At 71.2% G+C, this 15,569-nt stretch carries 11 protein-coding genes; 10 read left to right on the plus strand and 1 reads right to left on the minus strand.

Going from position 1 to position 15,569, the window contains the following annotated elements:
• Positions 1-250: 250 nt before the first annotated feature.
• From ABZZ79_RS30650 to ABZZ79_RS30695, 10 genes are all read left to right on the plus strand, one after another.
• On the plus strand, positions 251-4,198 hold the full coding sequence (locus ABZZ79_RS30650; protein WP_356694249.1) for a CHAT domain-containing protein: 3,948 nt from the start codon (positions 251-253) through the stop codon (positions 4,196-4,198).
• Positions 4,199-4,317: 119 nt separating this feature from the next.
• A complete protein-coding gene (locus ABZZ79_RS30655; RefSeq protein ID WP_356694251.1) occupies positions 4,318-5,664 on the plus strand; it encodes a 6-phospho-beta-glucosidase in 1,347 nt (448 codons plus the stop codon).
• A gap of 82 nt (positions 5,665-5,746) precedes the next feature.
• Positions 5,747-6,706 (plus strand): helix-turn-helix domain-containing protein, encoded by a 960-nt coding sequence (locus ABZZ79_RS30660; RefSeq protein ID WP_356694253.1) that lies wholly within the window; start codon positions 5,747-5,749, stop codon positions 6,704-6,706.
• A gap of 178 nt (positions 6,707-6,884) precedes the next feature.
• Positions 6,885-7,883, plus strand: a complete 999-nt coding sequence (gap, locus tag ABZZ79_RS30665) for a type I glyceraldehyde-3-phosphate dehydrogenase (RefSeq protein ID WP_356694255.1) — start codon at positions 6,885-6,887, stop codon at positions 7,881-7,883.
• Between the two features lie 930 nt (positions 7,884-8,813).
• The gene (locus ABZZ79_RS30670) at positions 8,814-9,989 is read left to right on the plus strand and encodes an ATP-binding protein (protein ID WP_356694327.1); all 1,176 of its coding nucleotides are present in this window, start codon (positions 8,814-8,816) and stop codon (positions 9,987-9,989) included.
• A complete protein-coding gene (locus ABZZ79_RS30675) occupies positions 9,986-10,387 on the plus strand; it encodes a roadblock/LC7 domain-containing protein (protein WP_356694257.1) in 402 nt (133 codons plus the stop codon). Before ABZZ79_RS30670 ends, ABZZ79_RS30675 begins: the two co-directional genes overlap by 4 nt.
• Positions 10,384-10,761 (plus strand): DUF742 domain-containing protein, encoded by a 378-nt coding sequence (locus ABZZ79_RS30680; protein WP_356694259.1) that lies wholly within the window; start codon positions 10,384-10,386, stop codon positions 10,759-10,761. The genes ABZZ79_RS30675 and ABZZ79_RS30680 overlap by 4 nt, the downstream gene beginning before the upstream one ends.
• Positions 10,736-11,329 carry an ATP/GTP-binding protein gene (locus ABZZ79_RS30685; protein WP_356694261.1) on the plus strand — a complete coding sequence of 198 codons (594 nt, stop codon included), beginning with the start codon at positions 10,736-10,738 and terminating at the stop codon, positions 11,327-11,329. Before ABZZ79_RS30680 ends, ABZZ79_RS30685 begins: the two co-directional genes overlap by 26 nt.
• Positions 11,330-11,339: 10 nt before the next feature.
• A complete protein-coding gene (locus ABZZ79_RS30690; protein WP_356694263.1) occupies positions 11,340-12,692 on the plus strand; it encodes a cytochrome P450 in 1,353 nt (450 codons plus the stop codon).
• Positions 12,693-13,047: 355 nt separating this feature from the next.
• The gene (locus tag ABZZ79_RS30695; RefSeq protein ID WP_356694265.1) at positions 13,048-14,169 is read left to right on the plus strand and encodes a tryptophan dimethylallyltransferase family protein; all 1,122 of its coding nucleotides are present in this window, start codon (positions 13,048-13,050) and stop codon (positions 14,167-14,169) included.
• Positions 14,170-14,236: 67 nt separating this feature from the next.
• Here ABZZ79_RS30695 and ABZZ79_RS30700 read toward each other — a convergent pair whose 3' ends face one another.
• Positions 14,237-15,529 carry an NAD(P)-binding domain-containing protein gene (locus ABZZ79_RS30700; RefSeq protein ID WP_356694329.1) on the minus strand — a complete coding sequence of 431 codons (1,293 nt, stop codon included), beginning with the start codon at positions 15,527-15,529 and terminating at the stop codon, positions 14,237-14,239.
• Positions 15,530-15,569 lie beyond the last annotated feature (40 nt).

Genomic DNA, 15,569 nt, shown 5'->3' on the forward strand with positions numbered 1-15,569 from the left:
TTTCCTCGCCGAAGCACATGCCGCGGGGCGCCCTCAGGGCGTCCCGCGCGGCACGTGGCCGAGTGAGGGCGTCGTCCGGACCGCCCCCGCGCGGCACCCTGGTGAGCGAGGTCCGTCACCGGGCCGCGCCCGCGCGCGGCGCAATCGTCCTGCCACCTCGGCCGTAACGGCAACTGCCCTGTTCTGGCGGACAGTTCGAGCGCGACGAACCAGTACGCCACCTCTGTCCGTACCGCTACGCTCACTCCTTGTGAGTGCACGGTGGGGGACTCGGGCGCGCCTCCTGGCCGCCGTTCATGCCCGGTTGCAGCGCTGCTTCGCCGGTGATCTCTCGGCCGCGCTGGAGAAGCCGGCGGCCGACGAGGCGCGGCGGCTCAGCGAGTATCTCGACGATGACGACGCGGAGCTGCGCATCCGTCACGCGCTGGCCTGGCTGCACTGGTTCCGCTTCCGCGGGCTGCCCGAGGGCCCCGACGAGCAGGACTGGGCGGCCACGGTGAGCCTCTTCGCGCAGTGCTTCCTGACCGGCGAGGACCTCGCCATGCCGGCGCCGCTGCTGCCGTACGTCACCGATGCCGCCGCCGTGATCGCCGCGCGCGAACTGCGTGAGAGCCCGCGCGGAGAACTGGCCTCGGGCAACGCCGTCGAGACGTGGCGGCGCATCGTGCGCGCCACCCCCGACGACCACCCCAACCGGCCCGGCAGGCTGCACAATCTGGCCGCCCTGCTGATGGAGCGGTTCTCGGTGACCGAGAACCCGGACGACGTGGAAGAGGCGGTCCGGCTCGGCCGGGAGGTGCTGCGGCTCGCCCCGCCCGGACATCCCAACCGGGCGGTCACGCTGTTCAACCTGCACCAGGCGTTGTGGACCCGGTTCGAACGGACCGGCGAGCACACCGACCTGGACGAGGCGATCCGGGTGGGCCGGGAGGCGGCCGCCGACCTGGCCGACGCGGCCGTCGAGGCGACCCTGCTGTCGAACCTGCGGAGCGCGTACTGGGCGCGCTTCGAGCGGTCCGGGGACCCCGCCGACCTGGACGAGGCCATCCGGGCCGGGCGGAGGGCCGTACAGGTCATGCCGCTGAATTCCGCCGACCGCGCGACGACCGTGTCCAACGTCGGTCTCGCGCTGCTGAGACGGTTCGAGCGCGACGGGGACGACACCGACCTGGAGGAGGCCGTCCAGCTCGTCCGAGAGGCGGCGCGGGCGACGCCCGTCGACGACGAGGGCCGTGGACAGGTGCTGTCCAACCTCGGGGTCGTGCTGGGCACGCGGTTCAAGCGTCACGGAGTCCACTCCGACCTGGAGGAGGCGACGCGGACGGCGCGGGAGGCGGTCCACGGCGTCCGGCCCGGCCGTCCCGACGACGCGATGGCCCTGTCCAACCTCGCCTCGCTCCTCCTGCTGCGGTTCGAGCACACGGGTGAGCGGGCCCTGCTCGATCAGGTGGTCGGGCTCCTGCGCCGCGGCGTCGAGGCGACACCGCCGCAGGACGCGTCCCAACGAGCGTTCTCCCTCGCCAACTTGGCCACCGCGCTGCTGGCCCGGCACATGCACATCGGGGACCTCGCCGACCTGGACGAGGCCGTGCGAGCCGGCCGGGAGGCCGTCGAGGCCGCCCCACCGGACACCTCCGACCGTGCGGCGGTGCTGGCCGCACTGGGCTCGGCGCTGGAGTCGCGCAGCCAGCGCACCGGGGACCAGGCAGACCTGGACGAGGCCGTTGCGACGCTCCGGGAGTCCACCCGGACCGGGCCCCTCGGCGACCCCGCGCGGGCGGGCCGGCTGATGAACCTGACGGGCGCCCTTCTGAACCGGTTCGACCGGACCGGCGCGCGGGCCGACCTGGACGAGGCCATCGACATCGGCGGCACGGTGACCCGGAGCACGCCCGGGGACCATCCCGACCTCGGCCAGATGCTGAACAACCTCGGTGTGGCGCTGCACCTGCGGTTCGAGCGCACGAAGGCCGCGGACGAGCCCGCCGCGTCCGAGGGCACGCAACCGGCGACCGACCTCGACAAAGCAGTCGACACCCTCCGGCGGGCCATCGGGACCACTGCCGCGGACCACGTCTCACGCACCGCCGTCCTCGCCAACCTCGGCAACGCGCTGCGGGCGCGCTACGAGCTCAGCGGCCGCCCCGAGGACCTCGACGAGGCGGTCCACGCCGGGCGGGAAACGGTACGGGCCACCCGCGTCGGCCATCCCGACCGGTCGATACGGCTCAACAACCTGGGCCTCGCCCTGCGGCTGCGCTTCGAGCGCACCGAGGACGGACCGGATCTGGAGGAGGCGATCCACTTCGCCCGGGAGGCGGTCGACGCGAGTCCGGCAGACCATCCCGACCTGGCCCAGCGGCTGATCAATCTCGGCGTCGCCCGGCGCCTGCGCCACCAGCGGACCGGGGACATCGCCGACCTCACCCGCGCGGCCGACGCGTATCACGAGGCGTGGCGGATCACCACCGCACCGCCCCGCCTGCGCATCCACGCCGCCCATGCCGCCGCCGGACTGCTCGCCGAGGCCGGGCCGGCTCGTGCGGCCGACCTGCTGGAGGCCGCCGTACGCCTGTTGCCCGAGGTGGCCCCGCGACGGCTGGAGCGGGGAGATCAGCAGTACGCCCTGGGGCTGTTCCCCAACCTGGCCGGAGACGCGGCGGCGCTGGCGCTCGCCTCGGGCGAGGGCACCGACGGGCAGCGGGCGGCACGGGCGCTGCGGCTGCTGGAGGCGGGGCGGGCGGTGCTGCTGAGCCAGGCCCTGGACATCAGCGACGACCTCACCGACCTCCGCGGGCGCCATCCCGGGCTCGCCGCGCGGCTCGCCGACCTCCGCGACCGGATCGACCGGCCGGCCACCCCCTCGGGGGCGGTCCCGGCGGCGGCGGGACCGGGCGGCGCACCCGGCGCCGCGGACCGACTGGCACGGGACCGGCAGGGCCTGGCCCAGGACCTCGCGGACACGCTGGCCGAGATCCGCGCGCATCCGGGGTTCGCCGCCTTCGGACTGCCTCCCACCACGGGCGAACTGCTCGCCGAGGCCGGACAGGGGCCCGTGGCGGTACTCAACGTCAGCCGTGTGCGCAGCGACGCGCTGCTGCTCACCCGGGCCGGCGTCACCGCCATACCACTGCCGCGTCTCGACCACGACACACTGATCCGCCGGGTCCTCGCCTTCCATCAGGCTCTGGACACCGCGGTCGCCGGGCCCGACGCGGTGCGGCGCGGCGCGGCCCAGGCGGTGCTCGTGCGCACGCTGGAGTGGCTGTGGGACACCGTCGCCGAACCCGTGCTGACCGCGCTGGGGCATCACCGTCAGCCGCCGGAGCACGGCGCGTGGCCGCGGGTGTGGTGGTCGCCGGGCGGGCTGCTCGGGCTGCTCCCCCTCCATGCCGCCGGCCACCACACCGACCCGGCGGCCGACCCGGAGCGGCGTACCGTCCTGGACCGCGTCGTCTCCTCCTTCACGCCCACCGTGCGAGCCCTGCGGCACGCCCGTCGGCCGGTGCCCGCGCAGGGCTCCGCACAGCGCGCGCTCGTGGTGGCGATGCCCACCACGCCTGGCCCGCGGGGCGGTCGTCCGCTTCCGCACGTGCCCGAGGAGGTCGACAGGGTGTGCCGGCATCTCGGCGAGACGGTGCTGCTGTCGACGCCGGGTGGCGACGGCCACGGTCCCGGCGCCGCACCGGACCCGCCGACGAAGGCCGACGTCCTGGCCCACCTGCCCGTCTGCACGATCGCCCACTTCTCGTGTCACGGGGAGAGCCATCCCACCGATCCGTCACAGAGCCGGCTGCTGCTCGACGACCACGCCACCGATCCGCTGACCGTCGCCGGTCTCGCCCCGGTCCGGCTGGAGCACGCCGAGCTGGCGTACCTGTCGGCCTGCCAGACGGCCACCGTCAGGAGCGCCGATCTGGTGGACGAGGCGATCCATCTCTCCTCGGCGTTCCAACTCGCGGGTTTCCGCCATGTGATCGGAACTCTGTGGTCCATCTCCGACCGACTCGCGGTCACCGTCGCCGACGCGTTCTACGGCCACCTCCGCACCGGTCACGGCACGCTGGACACCGGCCGGGCCGCCCTCGCCCTCCACCACGCCATGCGCGCCGTGCGTGACGGCCACGACCTGCCCGACGGACGCGACCGGACCCGGGTGCCGTCGCTGTGGGCCGCCTATCTGCACAGCGGGGCCTGACACGCCGTGCCGGGCGAGGAGTGCCGCGTGGCCCCGGGCCGGGGCCGAGGCGTAGCGTTCACCCAGGCCGGCGGACCGACGCCGCCACACAGCGCGGCCGGTGTGAAGGTGATCGAAGCGTGAGACTGACCATTCTGGGCGGCGGGGGCTTCCGTGTACCGCTGGTGTACGGGGCCCTGCTCGAGGACCGTGCCGAGGGTCGCGTCACCGAAGTCACCCTGTACGACCTCGACTCCGGGCGGCTCTCGGCGATCGCGCGCGTGCTGGCCGAGCAGGCCGCGGACTGCCCGGACGCGCCCCGGGTGTCCGTCACCACCGACCTCGACGAAGCGCTCAAAGGCGCCGACTTCGTGTTCTCCGCGATCCGGGTCGGCGGTCTGGAGGGCCGCGCGGCGGACGAACGCGTGGCGCTCGCGCAGGGCGTGCTGGGGCAGGAGACGGTCGGCGCGGGCGGTATCGCCTACGGGCTGCGCACCCTGCCGGTCGTGGACCACATCGCCCAGCGGGTGGCGACGCTCGCTCCGGACGCCTGGTTCATCAACTTCACCAACCCGGCCGGTCTGGTCACCGAGGCCATGGCCCGGCGCCTGGGGGACCGTGTCATCGGCATCTGCGACTCCCCGGTCGGCCTGGGCCGCCGGGTGGCCCGCGCGCTGGGGGCCCGCCGCCCCGAGGAGGCCTGGCTCGACTACGTCGGCCTCAACCATCTCGGCTGGCTGCGCGGTCTGCGCATCGACGGCCGCGACGAACTCCCCCGCCTCCTCGCGGACCGCGAACTGCTCGGCAGCTTCGAGGAGGGCAAGCTGTTCGGCCCGGAGTGGATCCAGTCCCTCGGCGCGGTGCCCAACGAGTACCTGCACTACTACTACTTCAACCGCGAGGCGGTACGCGCCTACCGGCAGGCCCCGCAGACGCGCGGCGCGTTCCTGCGCGACCAGCAGGCCCGGTTCTACGACCGTATGCGCGACACGGCCGCCCCCGCGCTGCGCACCTGGGACGCGACCCGGGCCGAGCGCGAGGCGACGTACATGTCGGAGAACCGCGAGGCGGCGGGCGCCGGGGAACGCGACGAGGCCTCGCTGACGGAGTCCGGCGGCTACGAGAAGGTCGCCCTCGCGCTGATGCGGGCCATCGCCCGTGACGAGCGCGCCACGCTGATCCTCAATGTGCGCAACCGCGGGACCCTGTCCGTGCTGGACGCGGACGCGGTCATCGAGGTGCCCTGCCTCGTCGATGCCAACGGCGCCCACCCGGTGGCCGTGTCACCGCTGCCCGCCCACGCGACGGGCCTGGTGTGTTCGGTGAAGGCCGTGGAGCGCGAGGCCATGGCCGCCGCCGCGGCCGGCTCCCGCGCCGCCGCGGTGAAGGCCTTCGCCCTGCACCCGCTGGTCGACTCGGTCGATGTCGCGCGGCGGCTGGTGGACGAGTACCGGGCCGTGCATCCGGGGCTGGGGTATCTGACCTGACGTGACCTGGCGGGGGTGCGCCGCGGGGCCGTTCCGTGCGGTCACGGCCCTGCGCCGAGGGAGCGGCTCGTAGGCTGGTGCGGTGTCCGCCTCCACTCCGCTGCGCCGTGTCGCCGTCCTCGTCCTCGAAGGGGCCAAGCCGCTCGACGTGGGCATCCCGGCGCAGGTGTTCACGACCCGCGCGAGCATGCCGTACGAGGTGCGGATGTGCGGTGCCGCGCCCGGTCTGGTGACGGGCGGCGACGGCTTGTCGTACCACGTGGCGCACGGGCTGGAGGCGCTCGCCTGGGCGGAGATCGTGTTCGTGCCGGGCTACCGGTTCCCGGACCGGGAGGATCCGCCCCGGACCGTGGTGGACGCGCTGATCGGCGCCCATGAGCGGGGGGCGCGGCTCGCGGCGATCTCGACCGGGGCCTTCGCGCTGGCCACGACGGGACTGCTGGACGGGCGGCGGGCCACCACGCACTGGCACTACACGCGGGCACTCGCGGAGCGGCACCCGCTGATCCAGGTCGACGAGAACGTGCTGTTCGTCGACGAGGGCAGTGTGCTGACCTCGGCCGGAGCCGCCTCCGGTATCGACCTGTGCCTGCACATCCTGCGCGGCGACCTCGGAGTGGGCGCGTCGAACCACGCGGCACGGCGGCTGGTCGCGGCGCCGTACCGCAGCGGCGGACAGGCGCAGTACGTGCCGCGTACGGTGCCCGAGCCGCTCGGTGAGCGCTTCGCGGCCACCCGTGAGTGGGCGCTGCGCCGACTGGACGAGCCGCTCACGCTGGAGACGCTGGCCCGGCACGCGGCGGTCTCGGCGCGCACGTTCTCCCGCCGGTTCGTCGAGGACACCGGCTGCACACCGATGCAGTGGGTGATGCGCGCGCGCATCGACCGGGCCCGTGAGCTGCTGGAACGCTCGGAGCGCGGCATCGAGCAGATCGCGAACGACGTCGGGCTGGGCACCGGGGCGAACCTGCGGCTGCACTTCCAGCGCATCCTGGGGACGACACCGAGCGAGTACCGGCGCACCTTCACACGGGGTGAGTGAGGCCGGTAAGCGGGGCGCGTGGGACCGGCCCTTCCCGGTGTGCGCCGCGGTGTGAACCCCCGTCCGGACCTGGCGTGATCCTTGCGAACCGTGGCGCTCTCGCCCGGGTCACCCGCCCACGCCGCGCGCGAGGCTGGTGGCGCAGGGACGAGCCGCAGGTACGAAGGGACACCCACTCATGACTCGCATCGCCATCAACGGATTCGGCCGCATCGGGCGCAATGTGCTGCGCGCCGTCCTGGAGCGCGACAGCGCCCTGGAGATCGTCGCCGTGAACGACCTCACCGAGCCGGCCACCCTCGCGCGGCTGCTCGCCTTCGACACGACCGCCGGCCGCCTGGGCCGTCCGGTGACCGTCGAGGGCGACACCCTCGTCGTGGACGGCCGGCGCATCAAGGTGCTGGCCGAGCGCGACCCGGCGCAGCTGCCCTGGGCCGAGCTGAGCGTGGACATCGTGCTGGAGGCGACGGGCCGCTTCACCGCCGCCAAGGCGGCTCGCGTGCACCTGGACGCGGGCGCGAGGAAGGTGCTGGTCGGCGCGCCCTCGGACGGTGCAGACGTGACCCTGGCGTACGGCGTGAACACGGACGCGTACGACCCGGACGTGCACACCGTCGTCTCGAACGCCTCGTGCACGACCAACGCCCTGGCCCCGCTGGCCGCGGTGCTCGACGAGCTGGCCGGCATCGAGCACGGCTTCATGACGACGGTGCACGCCTACACCCAGGAGCAGAACCTCCAGGACGGCCCGCACCGCGACCCGCGCCGGGCGCGTGCCGCCGGGGTCAACATCGTCCCGACCACGACGGGTGCCGCGAAGGCGATCGGCCTGGTGCTGCCGCGCCTGGACGGCAAGCTGTCCGGCGACTCGATCCGGGTGCCGGTCCCGGTGGGCTCGATCGTCGAGCTGAACACGACCGTCTCCCGTGACGTGACGCGCGACGAGGTGCTGGCGGCCTACCGCGCCGCCGCCGAGGGGCCGCTCGCCGGAATCCTCGAGTACTCGGAGGACCCGCTGGTGTCGGCCGACATCACCGGCAACCCCGCTTCCTCGATCTTCGACTCCGCTCTCACCCGGGTCGAGGGGCGTCACATCAAGGTGGTCGCCTGGTACGACAACGAGTGGGGTTTCTCGAACCGTGTGATCGACACGCTGGAGCTGCTCGCCGGTCGCTGACCTCTGATTCGCCGAACTCCCCGACCCGGTGCCTTGGTTGCCCGGTGCGGGGAGTTCCGCTTTACGGTCGCGACTTTCCCGGACGGGCCTTTCGGCGCCGGGCCTGCGGGCACCCCGCGAGCAAGGCCGCACAAATCCCGCCACAGACGCACCCGTTGAGTCCGGAGCGGAAGTCGGCCCATTGGGTACGGATCGAAAAGTCTGATGTTTCGATGCGGCCACTCGCATAGCGAGAGACTTGCCGATCCCATGAATCTCGAACAAAACTTCCCCTCACGGGCAAACAAGCGATCGAGCGCCCGCTCCGGACTCGAAGAGCCTCCCCGCCCGCGGCAATAGAGGGCAGGCAGTCCACCTCGCACGAACCCGGCTCCCATCCCGTACGAACCGAGTCCCACCCCGCACGTCCGGAGTCCGTCCCCGGTCGGCACCACCCGCACCCGACGGCGACGGGGGCGGGGGCTCGGCCACACGGGTCCCGCCGGAGCCCGCCACCCCGCGGGGCGGGGCGACGTCGGGCGACATCCTGACCGACATCGGGCGAACCGGACCCCCATCCTTGACCTACCCGCTGTCCGGCACGTTAAGAACGTGAGAACTCTTGGGCTCTCGCGGAGAGTTGCCGCCGGCCCCCCGCCGACCCCTCCCCGGTCACGTATCTCCAGGGTGCGACCCACTCAACTCCCTTCCACCCCTTGGGACTTCGGGCCTGGTTCGCCCGTATTCACCCCGAGAGACACAGAAGCGGCTTTACCGGCGGAACAAGCCGATCCACCAGCCCTCAACACATATTGACGGATCGTCATAACTCCTGGTGGTGATAGGATCACCGCGCACTTGCGGAGTGCGGACAGATAGGCGCACCGCTGGTTCACCCCCGCATTGACGGAGATTCAACTATCTGACCGTCAGTCGCTTGAAGAGAGTCTTATGACGTACATACAGAACCCACTGGTGTGGGGTCTCCTCGTCGCCACCCTCGTCGCGGTCGCTGCCTTTGTTCGCCAACGCAGAGCGGCACAGTCACTGCGACAGGACGGCGACCGGCTGAGGGCTCATTACGCCGAGCTGGAGAACGACTATGCGAAGTCCGTCCAGGCAGCTCAGGAGCAAGCCGAGGAAGCGACGAAGACGGTTCTGAAGTCCGCCATGCGGACACTTCAGGGTCTCGCCGCGGAGCAGCAACTCGTCGTCTCCGGACTGCAGAGCAAGTATGGCGAGTCGGCGATTCTCCACGACCTCCTGGAAATCGACCACACCAATTCCCAATTCGGCCGGCGCGCACAGTCCATTGCCGTACTGTGCGACGGCTGGCTCGGCCGACAGCGTGAAGTCGCCTCGGTTTACGACGTTGTACGCAGTGCCCAGGGACGAGTCCGCCACTACCGGCGGGTGGAAATTCTCTCGCAGGTCGACTTCGCCCTCACGAGCCGTGCGGTGGAACCCGTCGCACTGGCCCTCGCGGAACTCCTCGACAATGCCACGAGCTATTCCAGCCCGGACACGGTCGTCGAAATCAATATCCGCACCGTGCCCAAGGGCATCTGCATCGTCGTCGACGACGCCGGTGTCGGCATGAACGACGAGGAGCGCGCCAGGGCGACCAGGCTCCTGTCCTCCGACCGCGTCTCCGGCGTCTCGGGGCTGGGCAACCCGCCGCAGTTCGGCTTCGCGGTGGTCGGTGTCCTCGCCGAGCGCTTCGGCTTCGAGGTGGCGGTCGACTCCAGCTCCCCCTACGGCGGCGTACGAGCCGTCCTCCTCCTCCCGCACGAGTTGCTGACGAGCATGCCGGAACAGCGCATCCCCACGCCCAGCGCCCCCACCGCCGCCGGATCGACCCGCGGCGGCCCCGAGAACGCGGCGTCCGTCGCCTCGACGTCCGACGGTCTGCCGAAGCGACGCCGCAAGCGGCCGATGGCCATCGTGCCGGGCAGCACGCCGGTGTCCGACGGTCCGGCCCGCTCCGACGCGGAGACGGCGGCGATCATGGGCGCGTTCCAGCGTGGCACGCAGTCCGGTCGCGCCACGCCCTCGGACCCGGCGGCCCGCGCGGATGAGACGAACCGCACCTATGGTGCCGGCACTGAAGGACATGAGATCTCGTGAACCACGATCTGGCATGGATGCTCGACAGCGCGCTGGAGATCCCCGGGGCCCTGCACGCGGTCCTGATCTCCGCCGACGGTCTGCTGATGGCCCGGACGAAGGACTTCGACAAGGACAACGCGGACCGGGTCGCCGCCGCGATGAGCGGTGTGCAGTCGCTGAGCCGCTCGCTGGGCTTCTTCTGCGAGGGTGATCACCAGCAGTGGCGTCAGACGCTGGTGGAGTTCGACGGCGGCTGGGTGTTCCTGATATCCGCCGGCCAGGGCGCCTACCTCGGCGTCTCCGCCGCGCCCGATGTCGACATGGCCGACATCACCTTCCGTATGCAGCAGTTGGTCGGTCAGCTGGGCAAGGCGCTCATGACGCCGCCCCGCGAGAACCTCGGCGCCACGTCATGACCGCCGCCGACGAGTGGGAGCCGGAGTCCGCCGAACTGGTACGGCCGTATGTGATCACCCGGGGCCGCGGTTTACCAGATGAGGGGCAACTGTCGCTCATCACTCTGGTCACCGCGGTCGAGGACCACCAGCAGCGGCCGACCCGTCTGTCCCCCGAGGAGCAGAACCTGCTGGAGATCTGCTCCGCCGGCTACCTCTCGGTGGCCGAGGTCGCGGGACACACGCGACTCCCGCTGGGGGTCGTGAAAATCGTCCTTTCCTCGCTCGTCGAAGGCGGCTATCTCATCACCCGCCCGCCGGTGGAGCGGGCGCCGGTCGCCGACCTGCGCATCCTGGAGGAGGTACTGCATGGGCTCCGGACCAAGTTTGGATGAACGGGCCTATGTCCGCAGCGGAGAGCAGCAGACGGCCGTCAAGATCCTGGTCGTCGGGCACTTCGCCGTGGGCAAGACCACGTTCATCGGGTCGATCTCGGAGATCGTTCCGTTGACCACCGAGGAGACGATGACGCGGGCCGCCGAGTCCATCGACGACCTCAAGGGCGTCAACGGCAAGACCACCACCACGGTCGCCATGGACTTCGGTCGTCTCACCATCAGCGACCGGGTGGTGCTGTACCTCTTCGGCACGCCCGGCCAGCAGCGCTTCGTGCAGATGTGGGAGGACATGGCCCGCGGCGCGCTCGGAGCGCTGATCCTGGTGGACCCCGAGCGGCTGGCGGACTCCTTCCCGGTGATCGACCTGATCGAGCAGTACGGCCTCGACTACGCGATCGCCGTCAACCGCTTCGATCACGCCAGCTCGCGGGAGGAGCACGCCCTGCGCGAGGCGCTCGACCTGCTCGACGACACCCCCGTCGTCGCCTGCGACGCGCGCGACGAGCAGTCGTCGGCCCAAGCACTCATCACCCTGGTCCGCTATCTGCTGGACCGCGCCTCCTAGGAGCCAGAACATGGACGACCGTTCCACCGCCCCAGTGCCCCCGCCGGGGTGCCCGGCGCACGGCTCCGGTGCCCGAGTGCCGCTGCACGGGCCGGAGTTCGCGGCCGACCCGCAGTCGTACTACGACTACCTGCGCCACTACGGGCCCACCGCGCCCGTGGAGATCGCGCCCGGCGTCGACGCGACCCTGGTCACCGACTACGCCACCGCGCTGCAACTCCTGCAGGACTCGGGTTCGTTCCGCAAGGACTCGCGGCGCTGGCGGGACCTGAACGAGGGGCGCATCCCGGCGGACAGCCCGATCCTGCCGGTGCTGGCGTACCGCCAGAACTGCATGTTCACCGACGGCGCCGAGCACCTGCGGCTGCGACAGGCGGTCACCGACACCTTGGCGCGGGTGGACACCCGCAAGCTGAGCCAGACCACCGAGCGCGTAGCCGAGTATCTGATCGGCCAGTTCTCCCAGCGCGGCTCCGTCGACCTGCTCGGTGACTACGCCAAGCAGTTGCCGCTGTTCGTCTTCAACGAACTCTTCGGCTGCCCCGCCGAGATCGGCGACCGGGTGCTGTTCGGCGCGACGGGCCTGTTCGACGGGATCAACGCCGAGAAGGCGGCCGAGGTGATGTTCGGCGCCATCGGCGAGCTGATCATGCTCAAGCGGTCCAGGCCGGGCGAGGACGTCACGTCCTGGCTGATGCAGCACGACTCGGCGCTCACGAACCAGGAAATGGTGGACCAGATCGCACTCCTCCTGGTCGGGGGCAACGAGCCGCTGCGCAACCTGATCGGCAACACCCTGCACCGGTTGCTCACCCACGACGCGTACGCGAACGCCGGAGGTCTCATCGACGACGCGATCGACGACACGCTGTGGGAGAACCCGCCGATGCAGAACCTCGGCGCCCACTACCCGGCCTCCGACATGGAGTTCGCCGGGGAGAAGCTGCGGGCGGGCGAGCTGATGCTGGTCAGCTTCGCGGCCGCCAACACGGGCCCGGCGCTCTCCACCGCGCGGCAGGCCGGCAGCAACCGGGCCCACCTCGCCTGGAGTGCGGGTCCGCACGCCTGCCCGTCCAAGGAGACCGCGCGTCAGATCACGGTCACGGCGATCGAGCACCTGCTCAACCGCGTGCCCGATGTCGAACTCGCCGTGCCCGAGGACATCCTGACGTGGCGTCCGGGACCGTTCAACCGCGGTCTGGCCTCGCTTCCCGCGCGGTTCACCCCCGTTCAGCCCGTACGACGGCCGGTCATCCAGAACGGCGCGGGCGAGTCGGCCCGCCGGCCGCAGGTCGCGGACGCCGATCAGGGTCCCGAACGGGGCGGCCTGTGGAGCTCGTTCCTCAACTGGCTGGCTAAGTAGCGCGCAGAGCCGGGTCATTGACCCACGTGATCGTGAAGTACGCCACAAGTGGACGAAGTGATTCACACAACAGTCAACGTCCACAGAAAGACTGCATGAAGCTTCAAGCGCCCGGGTAATGATCAACGCGTTTGCGTAACGGTTCTAAGCCCAAAGGACGGTTCGTGTACCGAATACCCGTCGAGACGGCGCCGCTCCACCCTCAGCGACGAGGGCGGTCCGCGGTCAGCTTCAGCGCAGGATGCCAACTTCACAGGAAGGAAGGGAGGATGCCCGCCCACGCAGGCGGGTATCTTCTTGGGCGCTCGGCCCCTACAGCACCGGTGACCCTTTTCGGCCGACGTCAGGGGCGCGGATGACCCTGAGCCGCAACGCCCTGGCCGCACCGGCACTCGGCGACTTCACAGGCCGTCAGCTGCTCCGGCTGTGCGAAGTCGTGGAGCTGCCCCCCGCCGACGCCGTGTCCTACGCGCAGGTCCTGAACGACACTCTCGGCCCGATGGCCGAACGGCCCCTGGACCAGCCTCCTCCGGACCTCAGTTTCCTGTCCGACGACCATACGCCCGTGGAGTTCTCCCTCTCCTTCACCGCGGGAGCCCGGCCCGAGCTGCGGGTGCTGCTGGAGCCGGGCAGCGGTGCGGCGACCACCGCGCTGAGCGGCCACGCCGGGCTGCGCGCCGTGCGGGCGATGGGGCGGCGCTGGGGATTTCCGACCCGGCGGCTGGACGAGCTGGAGGACCTGTTCTTCCCCGCGGGCGCCCAGGGGCCGTTGGCCCTGTGGTGCGCGCTGGAGCTGCGCGCCGGTGGTGTGCCGAAGGTCAAGGTCTATCTGAACCCGGCCGCCTCGGGCCCGGAACGGGCGGCGGCGACCGTGCGGGAGGCGCTGGACCGGCTCGGTCACGGTGCGGCGTTCGACTCGCTGCCCGACACCGGACGGCACCTGTTCTTCGCCCTGGATCTCGGCGACTGGGAGGTCCCCAGGGTGAAGATCTATCTCGCCCATCAGGACCTGTCGGCAGCGGATTCGGCGGGACTGTCGCGGATGTCGTCGGGTCCGGAGCGGGCCGAGATCGAGGAGTTCTTCCACATCGCCACCGGCCGTGCGAAGGACGACAGTCTGCGCCTCGTCCGGCGCCCCGGTCAGTCCTGCCATGTGCTGACCGACGCCGCGACCGGGGCACCTGACGGCTTCACCCTGTACATCCCGGTCCGCGACTACGCCCGGCACGACGGCGAGTCCCTGGACCGCGCCGTCACTCTGCTGAACCGGTACGGCATGGATCCCGGGCCGCTGCTCCAGGCGCTGCCCGCCATCACCGGCCGGTCTCTGGAGGACGGAGTGGGTCTCATCGCCTATCTGGCGCTGGCCCATCAGCACGGGAAGCCGCCGCGGGTGACGGTGTACCTCTCGTCGGAGGCGTACGCGGTGCGGCCCCCGGTGACGACGCCGGTTCGGCGGACGGCGTCCGCCCCCTGAGTGTGAGGGACATGCCTATAGGGGTGCGGGTCAGCGATGCCCGCACCCTGTGCCCACCGGTTCCGGCTCAGCCATCCTCGGCGAGCTGGCGCAGATAGGGGACGACGTCGACCTGGATGGAGGAGCTCTCGCCCTCCCCGTACCGCTCGGCGATACCGCTCAGGTGGCCGGCTATCTCCTCCCGCATGACGTCCACGGCGGGCAGGCTGACCTCACCGGACACGATCCTGGCGATCCAGGAGCACTGGGCCTCCACGAGCCGGGTGATCGTTCCCACGGGCCGGACCAGACCGACGAAGTACAGTCCCGGCAGCTCGGGCGCGACGACCCGCTTGTACAGCTCGACCGCCCCACGCGGCCCGACCGGCCAGCCGTCCGGCAGGAACGGGAAGGCCATCCGGTAACCGGTGCAGTAGACGATCGCGTCGGCCTCCTCCACGCTCCCGTCGGCGAAGCGCACCACGTTCCCTTCCAGCGAGTCGATCCCGGGCCGGGGGATCACCCCGCCGTGACGTATCCGGCTGAGGATGTCGTCGGAGATGGTCACCGCCGAGGCGAAGATCGGGTGATCGGGCTCGGGCAGTCCGTAGTCGGCCAGCTTGCCGCGCGCCACCAGCAGTGCCTGCTCGATGAAGCTGCGCTGCTCCGCCAGCGACATCCGGGTCCACCAGGGGGCGTTGGCGATGTGGTCCAGGGCCAGGCCGTACAGCTGCTTGGGCAGGATGTGCAGCCCGCGGCGGACGGAGAGCACCGTGCGCTCCGCATGCCGGGACAGATCGGCGGCGATGTCCACGGCCGAGGCACCGAGTCCCACGACGACCACACGCTGTCCGTCGAAGTCCCGGCCGTCGTGGTAGTCGAGGGCGTGCAGGATCTTGCCGCCGAAGGAGTCGGCACCGGACGGCAGCGGATGCGGCATGTTCGGCAGCGTGTTGTGCCCGGAGGCGACGACCACCTGCTCGAACCGACGCGTCCGCTCGGCTCCGTACCCGTCGCGGCTGACGACATCCCACAGCCCGTCCGCGGCCTGCCGCACCGACACGACCTCGGTGTTCAGCTCGATCCTGTCGTAGACCCCGGCCCAGTCGGCGAAGGACCGCAGATAGGCGGCCATTTCGCTGTGCCGCGGGTAGAGGGGGAGCCCATCGCGCATCGGATAGTCGGCGTAACCGGTCAGGTCCTTGGCGGAGTTCAGATGCAGCGCCAGATACCCCGGTCCCCGCTCCCCCGCCTGCGGCTGGCGCCAGATGCCGCCCACGTCGGGCGCCTTCTCCAGACACACGAAGTCGACGCCACGCAGCGCGAGGGCATGCGTGACCGCCAGCCCCGACAAGCCCGCACCGATCACACACACGTTCAAGGAATCCCCCACAAGTGTCAAAGGTCCGCAGGCCAAGATC

This window comes from Streptomyces sp. NPDC006458, from assembly GCF_040612135.1.
Taxonomy (GTDB): Bacteria; Actinomycetota; Actinomycetes; order Streptomycetales; family Streptomycetaceae; genus Streptomyces.

Coding starts and splice junctions, on each gene's coding strand:
- ABZZ79_RS30680 (WP_356694259.1), top strand. CDS start 10,384: ATGACCGCCGCCGACGAGTGGGAGCCGGAGTCCGCCGAACTGGTACGG.
- gap (WP_356694255.1), top strand. CDS start 6,885: ATGACTCGCATCGCCATCAACGGATTCGGCCGCATCGGGCGCAATGTG.
- ABZZ79_RS30685 (WP_356694261.1), top strand. CDS start 10,736: ATGGGCTCCGGACCAAGTTTGGATGAACGGGCCTATGTCCGCAGCGGA.
- ABZZ79_RS30690 (WP_356694263.1), top strand. CDS start 11,340: ATGGACGACCGTTCCACCGCCCCAGTGCCCCCGCCGGGGTGCCCGGCG.
- ABZZ79_RS30695 (WP_356694265.1), top strand. CDS start 13,048: ATGACCCTGAGCCGCAACGCCCTGGCCGCACCGGCACTCGGCGACTTC.
- ABZZ79_RS30670 (WP_356694327.1), top strand. CDS start 8,814: ATGACGTACATACAGAACCCACTGGTGTGGGGTCTCCTCGTCGCCACC.